The organism is Mucilaginibacter sp. P2_A5, from assembly GCF_056404995.1.
In genome coordinates this window covers 1-603 of the sequence record NZ_JBFUCY010000087.1, presented here as the reverse complement: position 1 = coordinate 603, position 603 = coordinate 1, and the positions used below count along the sequence as shown (strand labels likewise).

At 42.3% G+C, this 603-nt stretch carries 1 tRNA gene and 1 rRNA gene; both read left to right on the top strand.

Annotated elements, in window-relative coordinates:
- Nucleotides 1–39 precede the first annotated feature (39 nt).
- Nucleotides 40–116: transfer RNA gene (locus tag AC1DXF_RS29470), tRNA-Ala, on the top strand.
- A gap of 275 nt (nucleotides 117–391) precedes the next feature.
- Nucleotides 392–603, top strand: a 23S ribosomal RNA gene (locus tag AC1DXF_RS29465); the annotation flags it as partial.

Genomic DNA, 603 nt, shown 5'->3' with positions numbered 1-603 from the left:
ACTGCAAACTGAAAACAGCAAACTGCAAACTCATCTTAAGGGGGATTAGCTCAGCTGGCTAGAGCACCTGCCTTGCACGCAGGGGGTCAACGGTTCGAATCCGTTATTCTCCACCATGCCAGTTAGCAGAAGGCAGTTTACAGTGGGCAGTTAAAATAACTGCAAACTGAGAACGGCGAACTGCAAACTGACAAAACGTTCTTTGACATATTGGAAGAAGTAATAAAAAAGAGAAGACAACAGTATAGAGGACTGTTGCAGGCTTTTGAAGATTACGGAAAGGTAAAAAGGAAAAAGGCTTCGGTCTTGCTACTTGCTACTAAGTACTTGATACTAAAAACGGCAACAAGAATCAAAAAGCATACATACCGAGCAAAAGGCGGTATCGTAGAAGAAAGTAAGAAAGGGTACACGGGGGATGCCTTGGCTCTCAGAGGCGATGAAAGACGTGATAAGCTGCGATAAGCTACGGGGATCAGCAAATATGAATTGATCCGTAGATTTCTGAATGGGGAAACCTAACTATTTGAAGAATAGTTGCATAAATGCGCAAACCTGCTGAACTGAAACATCTAAGTAAGCAGAGGAAGAGAAAATAATAAT